This window comes from Salinicola sp. DM10 (assembly GCF_017306975.2).
Classification (GTDB): Bacteria; Pseudomonadota; Gammaproteobacteria; order Pseudomonadales; family Halomonadaceae; genus Salinicola.
The window spans coordinates 979,324-1,001,490 of sequence record NZ_JAFLEN020000001.1; the positions used below are offsets into that span (position 1 = coordinate 979,324).

General features: G+C 68.0%; 15 protein-coding genes. 5 read left to right on the plus strand and 10 right to left on the minus strand.

Translation table 11 applies throughout. From position 1 onward, the window contains the following. The first annotated feature begins 133 nt into the window (after positions 1 to 133). Positions 134 to 1,114 carry a lipid A deacylase LpxR family protein gene (locus J0A90_RS04375; RefSeq protein ID WP_207030984.1) on the plus strand — a complete coding sequence of 327 codons (981 nt, stop codon included), beginning with the start codon at positions 134 to 136 and terminating at the stop codon, positions 1,112 to 1,114. Positions 1,115 to 1,206: 92 nt separating this feature from the next. Here the strand turns inward: J0A90_RS04375 and J0A90_RS04380 are convergent, their stop codons facing one another. Then, entirely contained in the window at positions 1,207 to 1,494 is a 288-nt protein-coding gene (locus J0A90_RS04380) for a hypothetical protein (protein ID WP_207030986.1), read from the minus strand. A gap of 195 nt (positions 1,495 to 1,689) precedes the next feature. Between J0A90_RS04380 and J0A90_RS04385 the strand changes: the two genes are divergently transcribed. Further along, positions 1,690 to 2,172, plus strand: a complete 483-nt coding sequence (locus J0A90_RS04385; protein ID WP_207031222.1) for a peptidylprolyl isomerase — start codon at positions 1,690 to 1,692, stop codon at positions 2,170 to 2,172. 134 nt (positions 2,173 to 2,306) lie between these two features. On the opposite strand, the gene J0A90_RS04390 is transcribed toward J0A90_RS04385, so the two are convergent. The 6 genes from J0A90_RS04390 to J0A90_RS04415 all read right to left on the minus strand — a co-directional run bounded on the left by J0A90_RS04390 (position 2,307) and on the right by J0A90_RS04415 (position 11,730). After that, entirely contained in the window at positions 2,307 to 2,936 is a 630-nt protein-coding gene (locus tag J0A90_RS04390) for a C40 family peptidase (RefSeq protein WP_106419855.1), read from the minus strand. A gap of 292 nt (positions 2,937 to 3,228) precedes the next feature. Then, a complete protein-coding gene (locus tag J0A90_RS04395; protein WP_207030988.1) occupies positions 3,229 to 5,652 on the minus strand; it encodes a YbeU/YbeR family protein in 2,424 nt (807 codons plus the stop codon). 140 nt (positions 5,653 to 5,792) lie between these two features. Then, on the minus strand, positions 5,793 to 7,094 hold the full coding sequence (locus J0A90_RS04400; protein WP_207030990.1) for an acyltransferase: 1,302 nt from the start codon (positions 7,092 to 7,094) through the stop codon (positions 5,793 to 5,795). A 154-nt stretch (positions 7,095 to 7,248) separates the two neighbouring features. Next, complete coding sequence (locus tag J0A90_RS04405; RefSeq protein WP_035473219.1) at positions 7,249 to 7,491, minus strand: GlsB/YeaQ/YmgE family stress response membrane protein; 243 nt, start codon at positions 7,489 to 7,491, stop codon at positions 7,249 to 7,251. A 161-nt stretch (positions 7,492 to 7,652) separates the two neighbouring features. Further along, positions 7,653 to 10,151, minus strand: a complete 2,499-nt coding sequence (mdoH, locus tag J0A90_RS04410) for a glucans biosynthesis glucosyltransferase MdoH (protein WP_207030992.1) — start codon at positions 10,149 to 10,151, stop codon at positions 7,653 to 7,655. Next, positions 10,144 to 11,730, minus strand: a complete 1,587-nt coding sequence (locus J0A90_RS04415; RefSeq protein WP_233076485.1) for a glucan biosynthesis protein G — start codon at positions 11,728 to 11,730, stop codon at positions 10,144 to 10,146. The genes mdoH and J0A90_RS04415 overlap by 8 nt, the downstream gene beginning before the upstream one ends. Positions 11,731 to 12,384: 654 nt before the next feature. Here J0A90_RS04415 and J0A90_RS04420 point away from each other — a divergent pair. The 3 genes from J0A90_RS04420 to J0A90_RS04430 all read left to right on the plus strand — a co-directional run bounded on the left by J0A90_RS04420 (position 12,385) and on the right by J0A90_RS04430 (position 16,616). Beyond that, positions 12,385 to 13,980 (plus strand): solute:sodium symporter family transporter, encoded by a 1,596-nt coding sequence (locus tag J0A90_RS04420; protein ID WP_207030996.1) that lies wholly within the window; start codon positions 12,385 to 12,387, stop codon positions 13,978 to 13,980. 180 nt (positions 13,981 to 14,160) lie between these two features. Then, positions 14,161 to 15,552 carry a YcjX family protein gene (locus J0A90_RS04425; RefSeq protein WP_207030998.1) on the plus strand — a complete coding sequence of 464 codons (1,392 nt, stop codon included), beginning with the start codon at positions 14,161 to 14,163 and terminating at the stop codon, positions 15,550 to 15,552. Next, positions 15,549 to 16,616 (plus strand): YcjF family protein, encoded by a 1,068-nt coding sequence (locus J0A90_RS04430; RefSeq protein ID WP_207031000.1) that lies wholly within the window; start codon positions 15,549 to 15,551, stop codon positions 16,614 to 16,616. Before J0A90_RS04425 ends, J0A90_RS04430 begins: the two co-directional genes overlap by 4 nt. A 55-nt stretch (positions 16,617 to 16,671) precedes the next feature. Here J0A90_RS04430 and J0A90_RS04435 read toward each other — a convergent pair whose 3' ends face one another. The 3 genes from J0A90_RS04435 to ptsP form a co-directional block, all read right to left on the minus strand. After that, on the minus strand, positions 16,672 to 17,469 hold the full coding sequence (locus tag J0A90_RS04435) for a Cof-type HAD-IIB family hydrolase (RefSeq protein ID WP_207031002.1): 798 nt from the start codon (positions 17,467 to 17,469) through the stop codon (positions 16,672 to 16,674). Between the two features lie 184 nt (positions 17,470 to 17,653). Continuing rightward, positions 17,654 to 19,342, minus strand: coding sequence for an N-acetylglucosamine-specific PTS transporter subunit IIBC (gene nagE, locus J0A90_RS04440; RefSeq protein ID WP_207031004.1), 1,689 nt, complete (start codon positions 19,340 to 19,342; stop codon positions 17,654 to 17,656). 65 nt (positions 19,343 to 19,407) lie between these two features. After that, entirely contained in the window at positions 19,408 to 22,140 is a 2,733-nt protein-coding gene (gene ptsP / locus J0A90_RS04445) for a phosphoenolpyruvate--protein phosphotransferase (RefSeq protein ID WP_207031006.1), read from the minus strand. Between the last annotated feature and the right edge of the window lie 27 nt (positions 22,141 to 22,167).

Here is a 22,167-nt window from a genome sequence, read left to right on the forward strand (position 1 = left end):
GGGGCACCGTTTCTGCGTTCTAGCAGGCGCTCGGCGCGCATCGTTAGCCTGATACTATTTTCGCCTGTCGCCCGCACTTTACATACGCTATCGTATGTTCTGTGGTTAAGACTCTTAAGGGAATGACAGGGACATGAAGGGACGCATAACAGCCACGGCCGGCCTGGCCGCAGTGCTGCTGTCGGGTGCCGCCGGCGCCGACGGCCTGCTCACGCTCAAAGCGGAAAACGACCTGTTCGCCAGCGGCGGCGACGGTCACTACACCAACGGCCTCGAGATCGGCTGGTCCTTCGCGCCAAGTGCCGGTCACTGGACGCGCCGGCTCGCCGACATCCTACCGGGCTGGAGCGGCGCCACGCTGGACGGCGCCGCCTATCGCTTCGGCCAGCAGATCTACACCCCCGAGGACATCGATCAGCGCAGCCTGGTCGAGGACGATCGCCCCTACGCCGGCGTCCTGTATGCCGGGCTCTCACTGTTCGACGAGTCGCGCACGCCCGGCTGGCGCCGCACCAGCGGCCTGTTCTTCGACGCTGGCCTGGTCGGCCCCGGCTCGGGTGCGCGTACGGTACAGAAGAACTTCCACCACTGGATCGGCAGCGACGAGCCCGAAGGCTGGCACAACCAGCTTCACAACGAGCCCTTCGTCAATGTGGCCTACGAGACCGCCTGGTGGAAGACCGCCCACTTAGGCGGCCTGGAGACCGAATTCGGCCCCTCGGTGGGCTTCGCCGTGGGCAACCTCTACACCTACGCTGCCAGCGGTCTGGGCCTGCGCCTGGGCGAGGGACTCGACCAGAGCTTCGGCGTGCCGGCGGTGGCGCCGTCACAGGGCAGTCGGGTCTACTTCCGCGAGAACAGCGGTTTCAACTGGTATCTCTTCGCCAATCTCGAGGGCCGACTCATGGCCCACAACATGCTGCTCGACGGCAACACCTTCGAAGACAGCCACTCGGTGGATCGTCGCCCCTGGGTCGGTGACGCCCAGCTCGGCCTGGCGCTGTCCTGGGACCGCTGGCAGCTCTCCTACAGCTCGGTGTGGCGCACCAAGGAGTTCGACGAGCAGGACGGCAGCGATCGATTCGGCTCGCTCACTCTCTCCACCTGGCTCTGAGCCCGGGGGCTCCCGAGCCTAAAACACGACGGGCGCTGTCATCGCGACAGCGCCCGTCGTCACTCTGGCCGGTAGTATCGCCGACATTCTGCTCAGTGCAGTTTGGCCTTACGCAGCGCCCAGCAGGCCAGGCGCTTGCCGACCCACACCAGCAGTGCCAGCAGAATCAGCGTCAGCAGCATCGAGATCGGCTTGACGATGAACGTCGCCCCCAGGATCGCCAACGCCACCGACACCATCCAGCGATCCTGCGCCGGATCCCCTCTGAGCTGCGCCGGCAGCCAGCGCTCAACCGCGCCACCCAGCGCCCCATCCCACGCCTTGAGCGCCAGGAACAGCAGCACGGCAAAGGCGACGAGCCATACGATAAACACGGTCATGCAACACCTCTCCTCACCCCAGAGATCACGATATCAATGCCTTCCGCAGGGTACTCACAGCCTCGATCCGGCGCAACTGCCGGTGAATGCCGGGCGAGAGGCATGGTTTTCGCCCATGACAGCCGCTCACCACCTGACACGGAAGCCATGGCACGTTACGATATTGGAGACATGCACAAACGCAAAGGTTCCCAGATGCAGATTGCCCAGAACTCCGTGGTCGCTTTTCACTATACCCTGACCAACGACGCGGGCGAGGTCCTGGACAGCTCGGAAGGCCGCGATCCGCTGACCTATCTTCACGGCGCGGGCAACATCATCCCGGGGCTGGAGAAGCAGCTCGAAGGCCGCACCAATGGTGACAAGCTCACGGTCGCCGTCGAGCCGAGCGAAGGCTACGGTGAAGTACAGCCGGCGCTGGTACAGGAAGTGCCGCGCGACGCCTTCCAGGGCGTCGAGGAAGTCCAGCCGGGCATGCAGTTCCAGGCCCAGACCCAGGAAGGCCCGCTGATGGTCACCGTGACCAAGGTCGAAGGCGACACCGTCACCGTCGACGGCAACCACCCGCTGGCCGGCGAGAAGCTCAACTTCGACGTCGAGATCACCGAGGTGCGTGAAGCGACCGAAGACGAGGTCTCCCATGGCCACGTTCACGGTGAAGGCGGCCACGAGCACTGAGTCGCACACCGCGGCGCCCCGCTCATGCGGGCGCAACGACAAAGGGCAGCCTCTCGGCTGCCCTTTTTTGTCTACTTCCTTTTGTCTACTTCCATCGCGGCGCGCATGGCGCAACACGTAAGCTGCGGTGACCCTCAGCCCTCGCTGGCCAGAACCACCCGCTGCGCCAGCTGGGTGCGCTCCATGGGGCGCCGTGCCTGCCAGTAGTAGCGTCCCCAGTAGACATTGTCGAGCCGCGACAGCTTGACCCCCTGCGACGTCGAGGCGTGCAGGAAGTAGCCATCGCCGACGTAGACACCGACATGGTTGTAGGGCCCTGGCGGACGGAAGAAGACCAGATCGCCGGCCTTGAGATCGCTGCGCGAGACGCGGCTGCCCTCCTGGACCTGCTCCTCGGTGGTGCGCGGCAGCTCGAGCGAGAAGGCCTCGGTGAACACATGCTGCATCAGCGCCGAGCAGTCGATGCCGTGACGGCCATTGCCGCCGAGTGCATAGGGGGTGCCGACCCAGCGCTGGTGCTCATCGAGCAGCGCTTCGCGAATGATGGTAGGCGAGACGGGGGAAGGCTGGCGGTAGTCACGCACCTGGCGTGCCTGCTGATGCGTCCGGGGCGGTGATGCCGCCGGCGTCTGCTGGGCGACGACGAAGCGCGACTTGGCCACCGGAAGCGCGTACTGCGCGTGAACCTGTTGTTGTTGTGCGGGGGTCGAACAGCCACTCACGACAAAGGCGATGGCCAACCCCAGGGCCGTGCGTTTGAGCATTCAGCGCAACCTCATTCACCGGTGAGCCACCACGGGCATGCCTCGATACACGCCGCGGACGTCTCAAGACCGGGCAAGCGCCATCGGGCGAATTGAGTCGCTGTGGTGGTGACACCGGTGGGGGTATCACCGCCAAAGCGGCCAGTATTCGGCTCGAATCATCGATAGTCAGGAACAAAAAAACCACGCGCCGTCTGGCCGACGGGCGTAGCACATCGCGGATGATATGTCATCGCTAGGGCTTTGACGAGCCCTATCGCGATGAAAGCGAGACTCGATCGCGGCGGCGCGTTCAGTGCAGCCGGTGCGGCCCGCCCACCAGCACGTCGACGTGCAGCGGCGTCGAGTGGCGCCCCGGACGACCAGGGAAGTCGAGACTCGCCCAGCTGCCGGCGAGCAGCGGCGAGGCGCCGAGCCAGGCATTCAACGCCTCACGGAAGCGGCGCAGGAAATCGTCGCGCTCCGGGGTGTCGTCCATAAAGAAGCCGAAACCGCTGTAGAGCCCCTCGGCGTAGGCTTGCCAGCTGCTGTAGTGGCGCTCGGCGAGGCGCCCCGCTGCCTCGAGATAGCGCGTCAGCGTGGCATCGTCGAGCCAGTCGAGCTGGCGCCCGGCGAGACTCAGATCGACCAGTTGGGCGATATCCCAGGCGGTCATGTCTTCGTCGTTGCAGCCGCAGGCGTTGTCGCGCACATGGCGTAGCCGCAGCAGATGCACCCGCTCCTCCTCGCCGCAGTCACCGGACTCGAGAATCGCGATCTCCTCGGCCAGCCGGCGCCGATTGAGCGTATAGGGCGCGTAGTTGATCTGATACTCCTGACGATCCCCCGCCTCGAGCAGGAAATCGAGAAACTCGGTGAGCCCCACGGCCCCCTGCAGTGCGTACTGATGCTCCAGCCACTCCTGCAGCGCGCGCCGATCCTCCGCCGCCAGCGGCAACGGCCATTGCCACGCCGCCTCGTTGAGCGGCCCGGCTAGCGAGATCGCAGTGAACTGTTCGAGACTCGGGCGCGGCCCCGGCTCCTGCCACTGGCTATCGAAGACCGGCGTCAGCCAGTGAAAGCGCGAGCCGGGGTCGCGCAGATGCCAGGCGATATCATCGCCCAGCCCGGTCTCCTCCGGCGCTTCCTCGGGGCTGAGCAGCGTCTCCCACGTCAGCCAGGCCGCGAGCAGCGTCTGCGGCGTAGCATAGAAGCGCCCGAGCGCACCCGCCAGCGAACGCGCCTGCGCCTGCAGCTCGGCCGGCGCGTAGCGCTCGCTGTCCGCCGCCATGAGCAGATAGAAAGCGTACTTCTCGGCCATGAAGATGGTCGCGGCGTGATCGGCGCACGCCTTCAACGCCTGACGCCGCTCGCCCGCCACGCGACCGCTGCCTGCCGCGCCGGGGTGACGCGCATCCGCCGCCAACTGGTTGAGATGATGCGCCTGAGCCGGCATCCAGTAGCGCGCCAGCGCCGTCAGCGGTTCGTCCCGGCGCAGCGTCAGCACCTCGTTGAGATAGCGCTCGGCATCCTCACGCCGCGCCGGTGCCAGCGGCTCGCCGAGCTGCCGGCGGGTCGCCAGGTCCGGCTCCCGCACCGCCGCCAGCGCCAGCACCCAGGCGTCGGCCGAGGCGTGACGCTCACGCACCACGCGCCGCGCCTGCTGGCGACGGCCATCGTCGAGGCTGTGTGCCAGCGGGGTCTGCCAGGGGCTGCCGGTCGCCCCCAGCAGGCGGCCCCAATCGGCTTCGAGGTCAGCGCACAGATCACGCCCCTCGAACAGGCTGCGACCACGCTGGTAGGCGTGGGCCATGGCGGGCCAGTCGGCGTAGCGCTGCTGCAGAAGGTCCAGACCGTGGGCAGCGAAGGTCTCGGCCTCCTGCGCCGACAGCCAGCCCGCGCCGAAGCCAAGATAAGCCTGGTCGATCAGCCGCAGCCAGTCCCAGGCCGCCCATTCGAGCGGCTCCGCGCGGGCCAGGAAGGCGACCAGCACCTGGCCATACTCGCGCTGCTCGCCGAGCGAGGCGAGCCAGGTCTCGGCTTCCTTCGGGCCCTCGCGCCCGAGCCGGGCGGCATCCATGTCCCAGCCGTAACGATAGCCCTGACGCGCCAGCCACTCGAGGCCCGCGAGCAGCGCATCGCGCCCGGCGATATCGAGCTCTTCACGCAGCAGACGCTGCCACCCCAAGCGCTCGTCGGGGTCGGGGGTGAACGGCCAGCACAGCACCGGGGCGAAGGTCGCGCGCGCCCCCCACAGCTGATCGGCCCACAGCGACTCGGGCACCGCCTGCGCCCCTTCCAGCTGACGCCCCAGCGCCTGCCAGTCGACCCCACGACCCTGACGTTCACGCTTGGCCAGCGCGCGCCCGGCGGCATCCAGCAGCGGATCGCTCCACGGCGCCAGCGCCGCGCGCCAGCGGGTCAGCGAGGGGTAGGCGGTCATGATCTCCGCCGCCAGCCAGGCAAGCCAGGCGGCCTGGCGCTCGCCCTCGAGCCACCCTGCCGCCCCACCCAGCGCCAGCAGTTCGAGCGTCGCCAGACGCGACAGCGGTGGCTGCTGCCCATCGACCGCGCTCTCCCACAGCCGCCAGGCGAACTCGTCGCGATCGGTGATCGCCAGCGTCTGCAGACGCTCCCGCGCCTGCACCGGCGACAGCGCCTGGCGCGGATCGGCGCCCTCGGGCCAACCGCAGAGTGTCAGCTGCTGAGCCCACCACTGGACGAGAAGTTCGCGCAAAGAGAGACCTCGTGAAACGCCGAAGACAGGACGTCCGCTTGACGATCGAGAAGACCGCCACGGACGCGGCGGCACAGTATACCGGAAAGCGAACGCCCCGCCGACCGCCAGGTCGCCGGGGCATCGCGCGGGTCGCCAAATCAGCTCATCTTGTCGACATGCGTGCGCGGCGTCTTGTGCAGCAGATGGCGCAGCAGCCAGCGCCGGACCCGGACCACGAACTGCTCCTGGAACACGATACAGAACAGCACCGTGAGCAGCAGAAAGACCGGATAGAGCCACAGATGCACCTCGCCGGCCGCGGCCAGGCAGCCGCGAAAGTCGCTCAGGCACAGCCCCGGATCCCCCGAGAGCACCCGCTCGACCCGCGAGAACACCGCATACAGCGGCACGTGCAGGGCGAACATCGGCAGCGAGGCGCCGCCCAGACGCGAGGCCAGGCGCTTGATCCGTCGGCTCCTGGGCTCGCCCCACTGCGCGGCCACGTAGACCAGCGTCAGCTGCGCCGGCAGCAGCAGTCCATCATGCAGCAGGTAGTACCAGGCGTGTCCGCGCCCGAGCAGAAACAGCGCCACCGCAATGCTGGCAGACACGCCGAGCAGTGCCAGCAGCTGCCGGCTCGGCGACATCGAGCGCCCCGCCGAACGCTGCTGGGCATAGAACGTATAGAGCAGAATGCCGGCGGCGAACTCCGGCAGCCGGATCAGCGGATTGCGGTGCAGAATGCCGGTCTCCGGCACCCCGTAATTGGTGGTGAAGACCACGATCAGCGGAGGAATCAGATAGATCAGATTGACCCACAGCATGGCGCGCCGCGGATGCAGTACCCGGCGCAGACGCGGCGCCAGCCACGGGAAGGTCAGATAGAAGAAGAACAGCGCCGAGATCGACCAGGAGGGCGGATTGAAGGTCAGATAGAGCGGATTCCAGGCGTGCAGCAGGGTCAGGTTGAGCAGCAGATTGATGCCCGTTTCCAGCGGCGACATGGTGTGGTTGAGGCTTTTCCAGTCGAGCTGGCCGATGTCGTTGTTGACGTCGTAGACCACGAAGCGCAGCGAGATGTCGCTGTCACCCGGCGCAATGGCGAGATAGCCGACCAGCGCCGACACACTCATCGCCAGGATCAGCGAGCCGATATGAATCGGATAGAGATTCGAGAAACGCTTGAGTAAGAAGCTCTTGACCGGCTCGCGCATGCGATGCGCGTCGTCGAGATAGACGTGGGTCAGCAGAAACCCCGAGAGCACGAAGAACGCGCTGGTCGAGAAGAAGCCGATATCGGTCACATAGTGCGACCAGCTGCTGATCGAGGGATAGGTGTGCAGCGTATGGAAGATGACGATATACAGGCCGAGAAAGAAGCGCAGCCACTCCAGGCCAATGAAACGCTCCTTCTGGCCGGCGCTTTGCGTGCCGGACACGGCGGTCTTTGAATCAGGCATTCCTTGCAGATCTCTGGCCGTCGAAAGATCTCATTCTACCCGATTCACGCCGCCGGGCACGCCCGAAGACGCGGCGTGCCCCGCCAAGCGCGACAGGCGGGGCCGCAAAGCCCCGCCGCACGGCCCGCGCCTTTCACGCCGGTTGGCGCGAGGGCTAGGCCTTCTTGATCTTGGCCACCACCCACAAAAGGATGATGGCACCGATCGTGGCCACCACCAACGAACCGATCAAGCCGTTGGAGGAGAGCCCCAGCAGACTGAAGATGAAGCCGCCGATCACGGCGCCGACGATACCCACGCCGATATTGCCGAGGATGCCGAAGCCGCCGCCGCGCATCACCTTACCCGCGATCCAGCCGGCGATACCCCCGATGATCAGCCACAAGATAAAGCCCATAGAGTCACTCCTTGATTCCGATGAGGGGTGTCGAGGCGGCGCTTGCCGCCGTCGCCTCAAGAATAGACACCCCGGGCACAATCTTCACGGTCGCGACCGCCCATCAACGCAATGGGCCGACGATCGTCGGCCCATCCTGGCGTTCGCCCTGCATCCCTAGCTCAGGCGAACACTGGCACCCGGGTCGACTCGCGCGACGGCATGCCGGATTCGAACCACTCCCGGTGCGCCTGCTTATCGCTCCAGACGCGGAAGTGCAGCTGCGACATCATCACCGGATCGTCGAGAAACGCCAGCCGTTCGAGATTGCCCATCGCCGCGGGCCCACGGGTCGCCGCCGCCGCCACGCGCTCTGCCCGGCGCCGGCGCAGCGGTTCCGCCGTGGCGTGACGCGAGGTGCCCAGCGCCGTGGCCAGCGCATTGGCGACCGGGTCGACCACCACCTGCACGAAGTGCGGAGTGGCCGCCGCCGCATTCATCCGCCCCAGATGGCGCACCATCCGCCGCAGCACGCGTGGCGGATGGGTCTCCTCGGGAATGCGGAACAGCCGCGCGCGGAAGCAGGCGCTGCCCAGGCCCACCCGGCTCGACAGCGCCGAGACCGGGATCGACAGCATCATCGCGCCGACGATCGGCGACAGCCACCACAGGAAGGTCGGCTCCATGAAGTAGACCCCGGTCGCCCACACCGCGCCGATCAGGGTTTGACTCCAGTGGTTGCGGATCGCGTCACCCCAGGTGGTGTCGCTGTTCTCGCGCGATGGCGAGCGCCACTGGATCGCCCAACCCATCAGCGAGGTGAGCACGAAGCGGGTATGGAACAGCATCCGCACCGGCGCCAGCGCCATCGAGAACAGCGACTCCAGCACCATGCTGACGAAGACCTTGAACGGCCCGCCGAACTGCCGGCTGCCCTGGATCCACACCAGCACCACGCTCAGCACCTTGGGCAGGAACAAAAGCGTCGCGGTGGCGCCGAACAGGCCCACGGCCAGGGTCGGATTCCACTGCGGCCAGACCGGGAACATCATCCCCGGCTCGGGGAAGTAGTTCGGCGTGCTCAGGGTATGCACGGCCAGCAGCGCCGTCGACAGCACCAGGAACAGACACCACAGCGGCGCCGAGATGTAGGACATCAGGCCGGTCAAAAAGACCGCACGATGGACCGGGTGGATCCCCTTGGAGAGGAACAGCCGGAAGTTCATCAGGTTGCCGTGACACCAGCGACGGTCGCGATTGAGCTCGTCGAGCAGGTTGGGCGGCATCTCCTCGTAGCTGCCCTCGAGCTCGTAGGCGATCCAGACACCCCAGCCGGCACGCCGCATCAGCGCCGCCTCGACGAAGTCGTGGGAGAGGATCTCACCCGACATCGAGCCCTTGCCGGGCAGCGGCGCGAGCATGCAGTGGCGCATGAACGGCGCCATGCGAATGATCGCGTTGTGGCCCCAGTAGTGCGACTCGCCTAGCTGCCAGAAGTGCAGCCCGGCCGTGAACAGCGGGCCGTAGACACGGGTCGCGAACTGCTGCATGCGCGCATAGAGATTGAGACGCCCCGAGGCGCGCGGCGCGGTCTGCACGATGCCGGCATCCGGATGTGCCTCCATCATCTGCACCAGGCGCGTCAGGCAGGCACCGCTCATCACGCTATCGGCATCGAGCACCAGCATGTAGCGATAGAGCGCGCCCCAGCGACGGCAGAAGTCGTCGAGGTTGCCGCTCTTGCGCTTGACCCGGCGCTGGCGCCGGCGATAGAAGACCTGGCCGAAGGCATCGAGATCGCGACACAGCGCCAGCCAGGCGTGCGTTTCGGCGATCGCCGTGTCGGGATCGAAAGTGTCGCTCAGGATGAACAGATCGAAGTGACGATCATTACCACTCTGGCGCAGCGACTCCAGGGTCGCGCGCACTCCCGCGAACACCCGCGGCACGTCCTCGTTGCAGATCGGCACCAGCAGTGCGGTACGCGCACTCGGGTCGATCGGCTCGTCGCCTACTTCCGAATCGATGGCGTAGCGGTCGCGCCCGCGCAAAAGCTGGAAAAAGCCCATCAGCGCGGTCCAGAAACCCGCCGACACCCAGGCGAACAGCAGCACGAACAGCCCCAGAATGGCCATCTCCAGCCACTGGGCGCCCTGCCCCGGCAGCACCGTGCGCATCTGGTTGGCGGCGATCACGCTCTGGCCAAAAATCAGTACCAGCAGCACCCAGCGACGCCCGGTGGCGACCCACTGCCAGCGCGGCTTGGGCTTGGCCGGGCGCACCCGACGGCGGAAGCCGCGCCCCACCCAGTTGCGAAAGCGCTGCCCGAAACGCACGAACGGGTTGGTCGACCACGCCTCCGGTGCCAGCGGCGTGCGCTGCATCGGCGGTGCGGTCTGCAAGCGGGTGATCCCCGCCGCGTCGGTGGTGAGCACCTCCGGTGGTGCCAACGGCGGCTCGGCATAGGCCAGCGCCAGCCGCCGCCCTACCGATTGCGCCGCAGGGTCCTCAGGGTCCGGCTCGTGCCCACCCAGGGCCGCATGCAGCGCCGCCATGTCGTGAGTATCCAGATCGCTCGCCAGCAGGCGACGGCGCGCGTCGCGGTCCTGGGCCTCGAGCGCCAGGCGCTCGAGGTACTGGTCAGCCGATGCGATCCGCTGTGAGGGAGTCGCATCAGCCATTGGCGGGCAGCCTGTAGTACCAGGTTTCGGAGAGACGCTGGTCGCCCTTGTTGAGGTAGGCGCGGATATCCAGCGGCTTGCTGTTGTCGCTGCGCTTGACCTTGACGAACACGCGCCAGCCGCCGGTGGCCGGGTTGGGCTCGGCGCGGCTGCCGACCAGCTCGCCATTGTCACCCACGCTGGCCTGGACGCTGATATTGGCGTCGTCACCAAGCCCGGAGAGCGCGGCACCGTCGAAATCGATCACGAAGGCCAGCGAGCCATCGGCTTCACGCACCAGATTGTCCTTGAGCACCTCACCGCGCGAGCGGCGGGTCTGCTCGACCCAGGCCAGCGACGGATCGGCGTAGCGGCTCTCGTTCTTGGTCACGGTGAAGCGGTAGTCGTAGTCCAGGGGCGTACCCGGCTCGGGCGCGGTCTCCGGCAGCCACATCGAGACGATGTTGTCGTTGGTCTCGTTGGGGGTCGGAATCTGGATCAGCTCGATCTTGCCCGCGCCCCACTCGTTCTGCGGCTCGACCCAGGCACTGGGACGCAGATCGTAGCGGTTGGCGATATCCTGGTAGGCGGAAAAGTCATGGTTGCGCTGCATCAGGCCGTAGCCACGCAGCCGCGGGGTCGCCTGCTCGTTGATCATCAGCTTGGCCGGGTTGGCCAGGGCACGCCAGGTCCAGCCGTTCTGCGAGTCGCTGATCAAAAGACCGTTGGAGTCATGGATGGCGGGGCGATAGTTGAGCTCGGAAGAGGGCTGCGCCGGGCCATAGAGATACATGCTGGTGAGCGGCGCGATGCCGAGTTTCTCGATCGGACGGCGCAGATAGAGCCGCGACTTGACGTCGACCACGGTATCGGCGCCGGGGCGCAGCACGAAGCGGTAGGCGCCGGTGACGCTGGCCGAGTCGAGCAGCGCGAAGATGGTCAGGTACTGGCTGCTCTTGCTCGGCTTGACGACCCAGAATTCCTTGAAGCGCGGAAACTCTTCACCCGAGGAGAGACCGGTATCGACCGCCAGGCCGCGCCCGGAGACACCGTAGACCTGATCCTTGCCGACCACGCGAAAATAGCTCGCGCCGAGGAAGACCATGGTCTCGTCCTTGCGCGGATTGTCGTTGAGCGCGTAGTTCACCTTGAAACCGGCGATGCCCAGGTCGGTGCTGTTCTTGACCTTGTCCGAGAGCTTCAGGTCGCCGTAGGTGAAATCGTCGGGCTTGTAGGCGAAGTCGTGCACCTCACCCTGCTCGTCGACGCTGTGCAGCTTGATCGCGCTGTCGTAATGCATGCCTTCGTGGAAGAAGCTCAGCGTGAACGGCACCCCGTCGCCGCTCCAGACATCGCGATCGCGCTTGAACTGGATCTGCTCGTACTGGGCGAAGTTCAGGTTGCGCAGCTCATCGGGCAGATTGCGTTCCGGTTCGCTGTAACCCTGCTGGGAGAGCTCTTCGGCCTGCTTGGCGACGTCGTCGAAGCCGAAGGCCAGCACGTTCTGGGCGATGCCGCCAAGCAGCAGCCCGGTCAGGGCCACCGCGGGTATCAGCCCCTTGCGTCGTTCAAGGTTACCTTGCCGGATCGATGCACTCACACTCACACTCCTTTCAAAACTATCTTGTCCGGTAACAACACGCTCATCCGGCGCCACCACGGACACCGGGCCGAACCTGCCGCGGCAGGCGGCAACGAAGCGCGCCGACGACACCTCGCCTTGCCATGGCAAGGGCGACGCGATGATAACTGGCGACGAAAAACGACGGGATAGCGAAGCATCCGTGCTTCTATGACAGCCGCAGTCTAGCATAGGCGCCGCCGCCAAGCCGTGCCGACGTCTCGAGCGCGCCGCCTCGGGCACGCGGCGTAGTGACTGCCACCAGCCTCCGACAAGGTACCCATGGAGGCCGGTATCTGACGTCATGCTGCCATCCCGGCGATGCCGCTGGCTGGGCATAATGGCGTATCTGGCCGTTTTCAGCTACCCCCGGGGCTGTCCCGCCGGGCGCCCGAGCCGCCTGCCACCGCCCTTTTCGGCACGCCTACCGTGCAGCTCTCGTTGCTCGACTCACCTGTCTATCCCCCTGGTCACGCCGACTCCGCCGAGCCCGTGCCCATGCCTAGACATTGCAAAGGCTATGTCAGACAAATGGCGAATAGCGCTTTCCGCCCACTTACCCGACACTCCGCAGCGTAATGCGGCAAGCCCGAGACGGCGCCGCCGGGATGCATTCAACCAGGAACTGCCCCAATGCACGCATGGACTCTGATCTCGTTTCTCTTTTTCACGGGGCTGGTCGCCTTGATCACATGGCGTATCACCCACCGTGACGATCTCAGCAACACCCGCGGCTACTTTCTCGCCGGACGCAGCCTGACCTTCCCGCTGATCGCCGGTTCGCTGCTGATGACCAACCTCTCCACCGAGCAGATGGTCGGGCTCAACGGCGCCGCCTTCGCCGACGGTCTCAGCGTGATGGCGTGGGAAGTGGTCGCGGTGGTTGCGCTGGTGCTGCTGGCGCTGTTCTTCCTGCCGCGCTTTCTGCGCAGCGGCATCACCACCGTGCCGCAACTGCTGCTGGAGCGCTTCGGCCCGACCACCCAGTTGATCTGCAACGTGATCTTCCTGATCGCCTACGCGGTGATCCTGCTGCCGATCATTCTCTACTCGGGCGCCGTGGGCCTGCAGGGGATGCTCGACCTGCCGGTGCTGACCGGCATCGACTCGAGCACGACCCTGCTGTGGCTGACGGTCTGGGGCGTGGGTCTGATCGGCGCGATCTATGCGCTGTTCGGCGGCCTGCGCACGGTCGCGGTGTCCGACACCATCAATGCCATCGGCCTGCTGGTGGGCGGCCTGCTGATCGTCTACCTGGGGCTCGACGCGGTGGGTGGTGGCAATGGCATCGCCGCCGGCTGGCACGCGATCCAAGAAGCTCAGCCGGAGCGTCTGAACTCCCTCGGCGGGCCGGACCAGCAGGTCCCGTGGCCGACGCTGTTCACCGGTGTCTTCCTGATCAACCTCTTCTACTGGTCGACCAACCAGCAGATCATCCAGCGTACCTTCGCCGCGCGCAGCCTCGCCGAAGGCCAGAAAGGTGTGCTGCTGACCGGCTTCCTCAAGCTGCTCGGCCCGCTCTATCTGGTGCTGCCGGGGATCATCGCCTTCCAGCTCTACGCCGGCGACGGTATCGCCCAGGACCAGGCCTACGGCCATCTGGTGTTCCACCTGCTGCCGCCGTGGCTGACCGGCTTCTTCGCCGCGGTGATGGTCGGCGCCATCCTCTCCTCGTTCAACTCGGCACTCAACAGCACCACCACCCTGTTCAGCCTGGGCCTCTACAAGGGCGTGTTCCGCAAGGACGCCAGCGAGGCCGAGGTGGTCAAGTCGGGCAAGGTATTCGGCTGGATCATGGCGGTGGCATCGATGGCGATCGCCCCGCTGCTGGCCGGCCAGGAGAGCCTGTTCGACTATCTGCAGACGATGAACGCGATCTACTTCATCCCCATCCTGGCGGTGGTGATCGTCGGCCTGCTGACCAAGCGCGTCCCCGAGAGCGCCGCCATCTTCGGCCTGATCGGCGGTATCGTGCTGATCGCGCTGGGCTACTTCGTACCGCCGTTCAACGCCATCCTCGACCTGACCAACCAGTACCACTTCGTCGCCGGGGTGTTCGTGCTGCTGATCCTCGGCATGCTGCTGATCGGCAAGATTGCGCCGCGGCGTGAAGCCTGGATCCAGGAAGACGTCAAGGCAGTCGACCTGACCCCGTGGAAAGGCGCGGTGCCGGTGGGCATCCTGCTGCTGGTGCTGGTGTTCGCGATCTACCTCACCTTCGCCAACTGAGTGCGTCGAGGCCGGCCGCATTCAGCGCCCGGCGACGATACGGACTCATCCAGAACGCCCCGCCCTGTGCGGGGCGTTCGCGTATCCGAGCGTCCTTTTTCCGCGCGGCCCTTGCCTGAACAGCGGTTTACCCACACATTTCAGCTACCCTGACGGCGAATGCGTGCGGATAACGAGGCGATGCCCCGAGACCTGACCCAAGAGATTCACAACCTGATCGAGCGCGGCCGCGATCGCCAGCTGCGTCTGGCGGTGACCGGGCTCTCCCGCGCCGGCAAGACCGCGTTCCTGACCTCGCTGGTCAACCAGCTGCGTCATGCCGGTATCGATGCCCGGCTGGACCTGCTCAAGCCGGCCCGCGAAGGCCGCCTGCTGGGCGCCCAGCGGATGTCGCAGCCTGACCTGGGCATTCCGCGCTTCCCCTACGACGAGGCGCTCGCCAGCCTCTCCGGCGAGCCGCCGCGCTGGCCCGAGCCGACCCGCGGGATCAGCGAGCTGCGCCTCAAGCTGCGCTTCAAGACCCGGCGCGCCCGCGGCCTGCTCGGCGATACCGCCAATCTGACCCTGGATCTGATCGACTATCCCGGCGAGTGGCTGCTCGACCTGCCGCTGCTCGGCCACGACTTCCTCGGCTGGAGCGAGACCCAGCTCGCGGCCATGGGCCCCGAGCGCCAGCGCTTCGCCGAGCCGTGGCGCCGCGCGGTCGCCGCCCATCGCCCCGACGAGACGCTCGACGAGACCCGCCTGGCCGAGCTCGCGGGGCTTTATGCCGACACCCTCCGGCAGGCCCGCGAGGCCGGCTTCTCGCATCTGCAGCCGGGGCGCTTCCTGCTCCCCGGCGAGCTCGAAGGCGCGCCGGTGCTGCAGTTCTTTCCCCTGCCCGGCATCGCCGAGGCGGACCGCCGCCAGCTCGAAGCGCTGCCCGCCGAGAGCCTCTACAAGACCCTGACACGGCGCTTTCGCCACTACCAGCAGCACGTGGTCAAGCCGTTCTACCGCGAGCACTTTCGCCGCTTCGATCGTCAGATCGTGCTGGTCGACGTGCTCGGTGCGCTCAACGCCGGCCCCGAACGCTTCGAGGATCTCGCCGCCGCCCTGACCACGCTGATGCAGAGCTTCGACTATGGCAAGCGCGGCCTGATCAACCGGCTGTTCGCGCCGCGTATCGACCGGCTGGCGATCGCCGCCACCAAGGCCGATCACGTCACCCCGGATCAGCACCCCCATCTGGTTGCGCTGCTCGAGTCGCTGCTGGCCGAACCGCTCAAGGATCTGCGCTACGCCGACGTTCCAGTTCGCGCTTTCTCGCTCGCGGCGATCCGCGCCACCGAGAATCGCGAGGTGGAGAGCGACGGCCAGCGCCAGCCAGCGCTGCGCGGCCACGGCCTCGACGACGCCCCACTGCTGCTCTATCCCGGTGATGTCCCCGCGCGGCTGCCCGACGCCGGTTTCTGGCAGCGCCAGGGCTTCACCTTCACCGCCTTTCGCCCGCCGCGGGCCGATGGCGGCGCGCTGCCGCACATCCGTATGGACGCAGCGCTCGACTGGCTGCTGGGAGACAAACTGCGATGAGCGATCCACGCCCCGGCCGCCGCTTCGACCAGCCCGCCGCCAGCGACGAGCGCACCGGCGACGAAGCGACGCTGCGCGGCGCGCACGCCTACCTGCCCGAGCAGGCCTCGACCCCGGCGCCCGAGGAGGAGATGCCCTCGCCGGCGCTGGACGCCGCCCTGGCGCCCCCGCGCAAGCGCCGCTGGGGGCTGCTGGTGCTGTTCAGCGCCAGCCTGGGGTTGGGCACGCTGGAGGCGGGCCAGACCCTCTACCACGCCACCCTGGGCGGCGACTGGCTGGCCGGCGCCTGGAGCGCGCTGGGACTGCTGGCCATCGGCCTCGGCGGCAAGGCGCTGCTGGGTGAGCTGTGGCGACTGCGCAAGCTGCGCCGCCACGCACGCCTGCGCGAGCGTCTCGACGACACCTGGCCGGCCAGCGGCGAAGGCGTCCGGGAAAACGCCGAACCGCTGGCGCTGGCCGAGGCGCTGCGCACCCAGATGGGGCTCGCGCAGGGGCATCCACACTGGCAATCCTTCATCGCCGCGCACGAGGCGCATCACAGCGCCGCCGAGACCCGTGAACTGCTCGCCTGGCACCTGCTGCGCCCGCGGGATCAGGCCGCGCGCCGGCTGATCACACGAATGTCGGGAGAGACCGCAGTGATGGTCGCGGTGAGCCCGCTGACCCTGGTCGACATGGCGCTGATGGCGTGGCGCAACATCGCCATGCTCGATCGTATCGCCGCGCTCTACGGCCTGCAGCTCGGCTACGCCAGCCGCCTGCGCCTGTTCCGCGAGGTGCTGCGTAACATGGCCTTCGCCGGCGCCAGCGAGATGGTCACCGATGCCGGCATGGATCTACTGTCGATGAACCTCGCCGCCAAGCTCTCCACCCGCGCCGGTCAGGGGCTGGGCGCAGGCCTGCTGACCGCGAGGCTCGGCCTGCGTGCCATCGCCACCACCCGCCCGATCGCCTTTACCGCCAACGAGCGCCCGCGCCTGGCCGATCTCCGCCGCGAGGTATGGCAGCAGCTGCGCCGGCTGGACGATTCGGCCCAGAGCGGCCGCGAAACACCCGACCGTTGACATCCACCGCGCCAACCGGCGATGTCGAGCGCGGGCCGGTACCTCCAGAGTGCCTTCAGAGGGCGAAGAAACGCCGCAGCGTATGCGCTACCGCCGCCTCGTGATGGGCGCCGATGCGCTCCGCCCGGGGCAGCCGCGCGATCACCTCGGGATGGGCATTGGCGACCACGAAGGCGTTGCCTGCCAGCGTCAGCATCTCGATGTCGTTGAAGTTATCGCCGAAGGCCAGCGCCTGGGAAGCGGGCATCGCCAGCGCCGCCAGCGTCTGCGCCAGCGCGCTGCCCTTGTCGACCCCGCGCTGCATCACCTCCAGCGAATTGGCCGCCGAATAGGTAATGTGCAGGGCCTCGCCGTAGCGCCCGCGCAGCGTGCGCTCGAGCGGTGCGAGCAGCGCCGGCTCGCCGATATAGAGCACCTTGCTCACCGCCTCCTGACTCAGGTCACGCAGCTCATCGACCTGGTAGGTGAAACCGGTCATCGCATGCAGCGGCAACAGCTCCGGCGCCTCGGCGTCGATCAGCCAGCGCTCGCGGGTATACAGATTGAGCCGCACCGCCGCCGGCCGCGGCAGCGCCACCAGCGCCTCCACCAGCGCCGGCGGTACCGGGCGTTCACTGACCACGCGGTCGTCGGCATCGAATACGCAGGCGCCGTTGCTGCTGATGATCCAGGCGGGGAGTTCGAGCTGGCGCCGGATCGCGGCGATATCGAGGTGATGACGCCCGGAGGCCAGCGCCAGGGTATGGCCGCGCGCGACCAGTTGCGCCAGGGTCTCGCGGGTCAACGCGGCGACACGGTGCTCGGCGTCGAGCAGCGTGCTGTCGAGATCGCTGGCAATCAGATAGGGGGGCATGAGCGCTCCTGTAGCTCTGGCAAATGGGACTCGGGCGAATGGGACTCGGGCGGATGGGACTGGATGCGAGCGCAGCCTGCGCTCGCCGACTCTTACGACGCGCGAACAAAGCGCCGCACCGAGGCGCGGGTGATGCAAGCATCGTCCGCGCCCCAAGATACCACTGTCGCGCCGCGCGTGAGGCTCAGTCAGCCAGACTCCTGGCCACGGCCGCCGCCTGTGGCCCCATCACCACATGCAGGGTACCGTCGGCGAAGCGCTGCACCCCGGCGGCGCCCAGTCCGCGCAGCGTGGCCTCGTCCAACTGCCGACGGTCGGCCAGTTCGAGGCGCAGCCGGGTCGTGGCGACCACGCTCACCTGGCGCAGGTTGTCGTGTCCGCCCACAACCGCCAGCCACGCCGCCCGGGAGTCGGCATCGAGCTCGGCGGTGGCCAGCGCGGCGTGCTCCGCGTCCCCCGCCGCGGGCACCGGCGCGGCATCGACAGCCGCTCCCTGCTGGCGCAGCGCGCTGCGGATGTCGTCGGCCACGGCGTCGGCGATCGGCCCCAGGATCACCTGCAGCCCGCCGCCGCGCAGCCGCAGAATGCCACGCGCGCCGAGCGCTTTGAGCGCCGCCTCGTCGATGGACTCCGCCTCTTTGGTCACCAGGCGCAGGCGCGTGGTGCAGGCGCCTACGCTGAGCAGATTGGCCGCCCCGCCGAGCGCCTCGACGAACGCGGGTCCGCGCGGACCGGCCTGGGTCGCCGCGGTCGCGCTCGCCGTCTCGGGCTCACGCCCCGGCGTGGGCAGATCGAAGCGCACGATGGCCCAGCGGAACACCAGGTAGTAGAGCGCGAAGTAGGCCAGCCCCACCGGGATCATCATCCAGCCGTGGGTCGAAAGCCCGTAGGAGAGCGCGTAGTCGAAGGCGCCAGCGGAGAAGGTGAAACCGAGCTTGACCCCGAGCAGATCCATCAGCGCCATCGACAGGCCGGTCATCAGCGCATGGAAGGCGTAGAGCAGCGGCGCCAGGAACATGAACGAGAACTCGATCGGCTCGGTCACCCCGGTGAGGAAGGCGGTCAGCGCCAGCGACAGCAGCAGCCCGCCGACCTGGGCGCGGCGGCCCCGCGGCGCAGCGTGGTACATCGCCAGCGCCGCTGCCGGCAGCCCGAACATCATCACCGGGAAGAAGCCCGCCATGAAGCCGCCGGCACTGGGGTCGCCGGCAAAGAAGCGGTTGAGGTCACCGGTCGCACCGTCGTAGCTGCCGAACACGAACCACACGAAGCTGTTGAGCACATGGTGGAGACCGGTGACGATCAGAATGCGATTGAGCACGCCGTAGACGAAAAGCCCCAGATCGCCGGCATCGATCAGCCACTGGCCGAGCTGGTCGATGGCGTGCTGGATCGGCGGCCAGATCACCCCGAAAAGCCCGCCGAGCGCCACGGCGGAGAGCCCGGTGACGATGGGGATGAAGCGTCGCCCGCCGAAGAACGCCAGATAGTCCGGCAGCTTGATCGCCTTGTAGCGGTTGTAAAGCAGCCCGGCCACGCTACCGATGATGATCCCGCCGAGCACGCCCATGTTGATCTCGGGGTTGAGCGTCTCGAGCACCGCCTCCAGCACCAGGTAACCGACCACTCCGGCCAGCCCGGCGGCACCGTTGTCGTCATCGGCGAACCCCACCGCCACGCCGATGGCGAAGATCAGCGCCAGGTGGGAGAACACCGCGTTGCCGGCATTGGCGATGAACCCGATATCGAGCAGGTCGGGCTGGCCCAGGCGCAGCAGCAGCCCCGCCACCGGCAGCACGGCAATCGGCAGCATCAACGAGCGCCCGAGTTTCTGCAGTCCGGCCATCAGCCGGATACCCATCTTCTGGAGCATGACCCTCTCCTGGCTATTGTGCTTGTACTAGTGTTGGTGCGTGTGAATATGGCTTCGGCGCGGGGTCACGCCGGTGTCGTGGGCGCCGAGGCATCGAGCCACGCCGCCAGCGCCGCGCGCACCGCCGCACCGTCGTCCAGCGCCAGCAGCTCCGGCACCCGGGCGGCCAGAGCCGCGGCGTCGAGCTCGCGCAGCCAGGCCTTGATAGCGGCGATGCCGGCGGCTTCCAGCGACAGCTCGTCGACCCCCATTGCCACCAGCAGCGCCGCCGCCAGTGGATCGCCGGCGGCCGCTCCGCACACCCCGACCGGGCAGCGGCCTCGGGCCCCCTCGAGGGTGGCCTGGATCAGCCGCAGCACGCCGGGATGGAGCACGTCGCAGTGCGCCGCCAGCGCCGCCACCTCGCGATCCATGGCCAGGGCGTACTGGGTCAGATCGTTGGTGCCGATTGAGAAGAAGTCGGCCTCCCGGGCCAGACTTGCGGCGCACAGCGCCGCCGACGGCACCTCGATCATCACCCCGAGGGCCGGCAGCCGGTCGACCCCGAGTGCGGCGGCGCGCGCCGCCAGGCGCTGACGCACCCAGCGCAGCTCGCCGACATCGCTGACCATCGGCAGCATCAGCTGCAGCGGCGTCGCCGCGTCCGCCGCCGGCGCCTCGTTGCCCGCCAGCAGCAGCGCATCGAGCTGAGTCTCGAACAGCTCGGGGAAGGCCTGCCACAGGCGGATACCGCGCTCGCCCAGGGCCGGATTGGGAGCCGCCGGCAGGCTCAGATAGTCGAGCTGCTTGTCGGCGCCGATATCGAGCAGGCGCACGATCACCGGCTTGCCGCCGAGCGCGGCCAGCGCGGCGGCGTACTCTTGGCGCTGAGCCTCGCGGGTCGGCGCTGCGCTGCGCCCCAGAAACAAAAATTCGCTGCGCAACAGGCCCACGCCATCGGCTCCCGCGCGCGCGGCGGCCTGCGCCTCCGCCGCCGAACCGACATTGGCCGCGACCTGCACCTGGCGACCGTCGCGGGTGATCACCGCCGCACCGGCCTGCTCGGCCGCGCTGCGCGCCTGTGCCTGGCGGCGTTCACGTTCGGCCACGAACGCCGCCAAGCGCTCGGCGTCGGGCGCGCGCTCGAGCACGCCGCGGGTGGCATCGAGTACCGCCTGCTCGGCGTCGAGCTGGAGCAGCGCCTCGCCCAGCCCCATCACGCAGGGGATGCCCCGCGCCCGGGCGAGAATGGCCAGATGCGAAGTGGCACCCCCGGCGGCCAGGCACAGCCCCTGGATGCGCCCGGCCACGGCCACGAACTGCGACGGCGTCATCTCGCGGGCGATCAGAATCGCCCCATCGAGATCGTTATCCGCGGCTTCCGCAGCGCCGTTGTCCGCCGCCAGCACCACCATTACCCGCCGCTGCAGGTCACGCAGATCGTCGACGCGCGCCGCCAACAGCGCGCTGTCGCTCTGGCGCAGGCGCTCGACCTCCGCCTGCAGGGCCGCGTACCAGCCCTGCCCGGCGCTCTGACCGGCGGCGATATGGCGCTCGGCCGCCGCACGCAGCGCCGGGTCTTCCAGCCACGCCAGGTGGGCGTCGAAGATCTCCGCCTCCTCCTGTTGCCCCTGGGTCTCGGCCGAACGTCGGGCAGCTTCCAGCGTCGCGGCGACCGTTTCCAGCGCCACCGCCAGCGCCTGACGCTCCGCCGCCGGGTCGGCGGCCGTCTCGGCGACCCGCGGCAGCGGCGGGTCGTAGCGCCGCAGCGGACCGATCGCGATCCCGGCGCTGGCGCTGATGCCCCGCAGCAAGCCCTCCTCCAGTTGGCGCACGCCGCTCACCGGCGGCGCGGTCTCGGGCGCCGTGGAAACGTTCCCGGTCGGCGCGGCGTCGGGCGCCGTGGACACAGCCTCGGGCGCCAGGGACACATCAGACGCCTCCTCGGCGCCCAGCAGCGCGCTGGCGGCGGCGAGTGCCGCCTGGCGCTGCGCACCCCGGGCCACCAGGGTCACCCGACTGCCCTGAACCAGCCCCAGGTTGAGCAGCGCGCTGACACTCGCGGCGTCGGCCTCACGGCCATCCGCTGTCACCAGCCGCAGGGCGACGTCGTGCGCCCGGGCAATGGCACGCAGACGCGCCGCCGGGCGTGCATGGATACCGCTGGCGGCGGCGACGGTCGCCTCGACGCGGGCCTCGGCGCCTTCGTCGGTACATTCGCCAGTACATTCGTCAGTACATGCATCGGCGCTACTCGCCGCATCACGCTCCGCATCGCTCACCGCCTCAGCGCGGCTCGTGCTGTCTGTGCCCTCGCCGCCGCTAGCCTCGCCACCTTCTCGCTCACCACCCGCACCATGACAGAGCAACAGCGCCTCGCCACGCTCGACCACCTGCCCCGGGGTCACCAGCAGCTCGAGGCGCTGGTCCACGGCGTTGGTCAGCACGATCGGTGTCAACAGCGCTCTGGCCTGGCGCGCCACCTGGTCGGCGTCGAAGCGCAGCAGCGGCGTGCCAGCTGTGACTCGCTCGCCCTCGGCGACCAGCAGGCTGAAGCCGTCGCCGGCCAGATCGACGGTATCGAGCCCCAGGTGCAACAGCCACTCGCCACCGGCGACGTCGCGCAGGGTCAGCGCATGGCGCGTGCGCGCGCACTGGATCACCTCGCCGTCGCAGGGAGCGTGAAGGGTGTCGTCGAGCGGATCGAGCGCAATCCCGGGCCCCAGGGCCTCGGCGGCGAAGACCGGATCGGGTAGATCACCGAGCTCTACCACCAGGCCTCGCAGTGGCGCACTGAGCATGTGGGGAGAAGCAGCCATGAGACCTCCGGCGGCGTGTCAAAGCAT